Annotated in this window: 2 protein-coding genes; both read right to left on the reverse strand. The window is 76.1% G+C overall.

Annotated features, from left to right (window positions below; translation table 11 throughout):
* The coding region (locus GEV28_RS41975; protein ID WP_291419926.1) for a non-ribosomal peptide synthetase at nt 1-2,496 on the reverse strand (2,496 nt) is incomplete at its 3' end.
* A gap of 96 nt (nt 2,497-2,592) precedes the next feature.
* On the reverse strand, nt 2,593-3,825 hold a 1,233-nt coding region (locus tag GEV28_RS41980; protein WP_291419928.1), incomplete at its 5' end, for a nitrilase-related carbon-nitrogen hydrolase.

The following is a 3,825-nucleotide window of genomic DNA, read 5'->3' on the forward strand; positions in this document are numbered from 1 at the left end:
CGGCGGGCGCCGGCCGGGCCAGCGGCGGGTGGCCTTGCCCTGCTTGGTGGCCGGCACGCCGGACCAGCGCTGGCCGGTGGGCACCGAGCCGCGCACGCCGGAGCCGGGCGCGACCTCGGCACGCTTGCCGACCCGCGCGCCGGGGAACAGCGTGCTGCGGGCGCCGACTACCGCACCCGCGCCGACCCGGATCTTGCCCAGGTGCAGCACGTCGCCGTCGACCCACCAGCCGGACAGGTCGACCTCGGGCTCGATCGAGGCGCCCTTGCCGAGCTTGAGCATGCCGGTGACCGGCGGCAGCGAGTGCAGGTCGACGCCCTGCGCGATCCGTGCGCCGAGCGCCCGCGCGTAGTGCACCACCCACGAGCCGGTGAGGTCGCTGGCGCCGCTGCGCTCGGCCAGCTGCCCGGCCACCCACAGTCGCATGTGGACACTGCCGCCGCGCGGGTGCGCACCCGGCTTGACGCCACGCAGCAGCAGCCGCGCGCCGCCCGCGGAGATCGCGAGCCGGCCGGGCGGGCTGAACAGGACCAGCCAGCCGGCGCCGACGACCCACCAGGACACCGTCGGCAGCCACGGCAGGGCGGCCGACAGCACGTTGTTCACCGCCGCCAGCGCGACCGTCCAGCGCAGGCCGACGAGGGTGAACAAGGGGAGCAGCAGCACGGTCTGCAGCAGGCCGGCGCGGCGCGGGGTCGGCTCGACGACCTTGGCCGGCCGGTGGCCACCCGCGAGCGCGTCGAGCCGGGCGGCCAGCGCGCCGAGGGTGGGCCGGTGGTAGACGTCGCTGACCGACACGGTCGGGTACTCGGCGCGGACCAGCGACACGAACCGGGCGGCGGCGAGGCTGCCGCCGCCGCTGACGAAGAAGTCGGCGCCCTGGCCGGTGGGCGCGGAGCCGAGGATCTCGGTCCAGAGCGTGGCGAGCCAGGCCTGGGTGCCGTGCAGCACCGCGCGGGCGTCCTCGGGGGCCGACGGCAGCGGCCAGGGCAGCGCGTCGCGGTCGACCTTGCCGGACGTGCGGGTGGGCAGCGTGCCGACGACGGCGAGCCGGGGGATCAGGGCGGCCGGCAGCGCCTCGGCCAGCCGGGTGCGCCCGGCCTCGGGGTCGAGGTCCGGCCCGGTCTCGCCCGCGACGACGTAGCCGACCAGGAGCTGGGTGCCGCCCGCGGTGGTGCGCACCGCCGCGGCCGCGCCCGCGACGCCGGGCAGCGCGAGCAGGGCCGCGTCGATCTCGCCGAGCTCGATGCGCCGGCCGCCGAGCTTGACCTGCTCGTCGGCCCGGCCGAGGAACACCAGGCCTTCCGGCTCGGCGCGGACGAGGTCGCCGCTGCGGTAGGCGCGGTCCCAGCCGAGCGAGGGCAGGGCCGCGTACTTGGCCGCGTCCTTCGCCGGGTCGAGGTAGCGGGCCAGGCCGACGCCGCCGATGACCAGCTCACCGGACTCGCCCATGGCGACCGGCTCGCCGGTCTTGTCGACGACGGTGAGGTCCCAGCCCTCCAGCGGGAGCCCGATCCGCACCGGGTCTTCGCCGGTGAGCCGCGCCGCGCACGCGACGACGGTGGCCTCGGTGGGGCCGTAGGTGTTCCACACCTCGCGGCCGTCCTGGGCGAGCCGTTCGGCCAGCTCCGGCGGGCACGCCTCGCCGCCGAGGATGACCAGCCGCACGTCGTCGAGCGCCTCGGCCGGCCACAGCGCGACCAGTGTCGGCACCGTGGAGACGATCGTGATCTCCTGCTCGACGAGCCACGGGCCGAGGTCCATGCCGGCGCGCACCAGCAGGCGCGGGGCCGGCACCAGGCAGGCGCCGTGCCGCCAGGCCAGCCACATCTCCTCGCAGGAGGCGTCGAACGCGACCGAGAGACCCGCGAGCCCCCGGTCGTCCGGGCCGATCGGCTCGTCGGTGCGGAACAGCCGCGCCTCGGCGTCGACGAACGCGGCCGCGGCGCGGTGGCTGACCGCGACGCCCTTGGGGGCGCCGGTGGAGCCGGAGGTGAAGATGACCCAGGCGTCGTCCTCGGGCGCGGGCGGGCCGGGGCGCTGTCCCGGTACGCCGCGCAGGGTGACCGAACGGCCCGCGCCGAGCACCGCGCACACGTCGGCCTCACCGAACACCAGCTCGGCCCGCTCGTCGGGGTCGTCGGCGTCGACCGGCACGTAGGCGGCGCCGGCCGCGAGCACCGCGAGGATCGACACGTAGAGGTCGGCGGTGCCCGAGGGGACCCGCACGCCCACCCGGTCACCGGCGCCGACGCCGTTCGCGGCGAGCTTCTCGCGCAGCTCGTCGACCTCGGCCAGCAGCTCCTGGTAGGTGAGCGTGGTCGTGCCGGCCTCGGTCACCTGCTCGAGCGCGGGCGCCAGCGGGTGGCGGCGCGCGGTGCCGGCGAGCACGTCGACGAGGGTGCGTGGCGGTGCCGCGGCCGCGGTGCGGAACAGCGCCCGCGGCCGGGTGTCGAGGGCGAGGTCCGACACGGGCTCGGCGTGCAGTGCGGTCATCGAGCGTCACCGGCGCGGCGCAGGCGCAACTGGTCCTCCATCGTGAGGGGGCTGCGCCGAATGTGGTCCGCAGCGAGGCCGAGCGCCCCCGTGCGTTCAGCCGACCTGCGAGTTTACCAAGTCGTCACCTGCTGGACCTCCGTCAGGCCGGGTGGTCTTGCCCACGCGCCGCCATGCCATGACGCATGCACCCAGCGTGACGGCCAGGCAGAGCCATGCGAACCAGTCGCCCAGCCGGGTGTACGGCGTGACGCCCGGCCCGGCCGGCACCGTGGCGATGGCGACGGCGTAGCCCGGGGCGTTCGTGGTGGTCGCCGCCTGGGCCAGCGGCCGGCCGTGGCCGTCGGCGAGCAGCGAGGTGCCGAGCTGGTCGGCCCAGGCCACGGCGAACCCGTACTCCACCCCGCGCAGCATCGCCTGCCGGCTGTGCTGCCAGCCGTTGAGGTCCCCGTCGGCGGCCGGCGCGGCGATGAACCGGACGCCGGCCAGCGCGTACTCCCGGCTCGGGTCGGCGAAGTTGACGTCCAGGCAGTTCATCAGGCCGACGTCGGACCCGACGATGCCGAGCCCGGTGCCGGGGGTGAGCGGTGCCCCCTGGCCGATGTGCCGCTTGACGTACGCGACGGGTTCGCCGCCGCCGGCGGGGATCGAGAGCGAGAGGTTGTACCGGTGGCCGTCGCTGTGCAGGATGACGCCGATCACGATGTCCGCGCCGGTCCGGCTCGCCGTCCGTGCCATGGGCTCGACCACCTCGGGCAGGCTCGCGTCGTCGGCGTCGAAGGTGCCCTCCGGCAGCACCACCATGTCCAGCCCGGCCGGCAGCGCGCCGATCCGGTCCACATAGGACACGACGAGCGCGCGGCCCGCGGGCTCGGTGACGTCGACGGCCCAGTGCGGCGTGTTGTCCACGACCGTGGCGACCCGGCGGCCGCCGGCCGGGTCGCCGGTGCTGTCCGCCGCGAGCCGCACCACGCCGAAGCCCAGCGCCGCCACGACCAGGACCGCGGCGACCACCGCGGTGCGCGGCCGCCTCGTGGTCGGGACGGTGAGTACGGCGATCGCCGCCGGCACGAACAGGACCAGGAACTCCACCCCCCAGCCGCCGGCCAGCGCCGCGACCTGGGTCGCGACCGGCATGTCGCTGACGGAGACGGCGAACAGGTACTGCATGCCGACCGGGCTCACGAACGACACCAGGTACAGCACCGCACACCAGAGCGCGCCGGGTGCCACCGCGGCGAGCAGCGGCGCGTCGCGTTTGGCCAGCGTGTGCAGCAGCAGCGCGCCGAGCCCGATCAGCGCCGAGCAGCCGAGGATGATCGAGAACGC

The sequence above is a fragment of the Actinophytocola sp. genome (assembly GCF_009379765.1).
Taxonomy (GTDB): Bacteria; Actinomycetota; Actinomycetes; order Mycobacteriales; family Pseudonocardiaceae; genus Actinophytocola.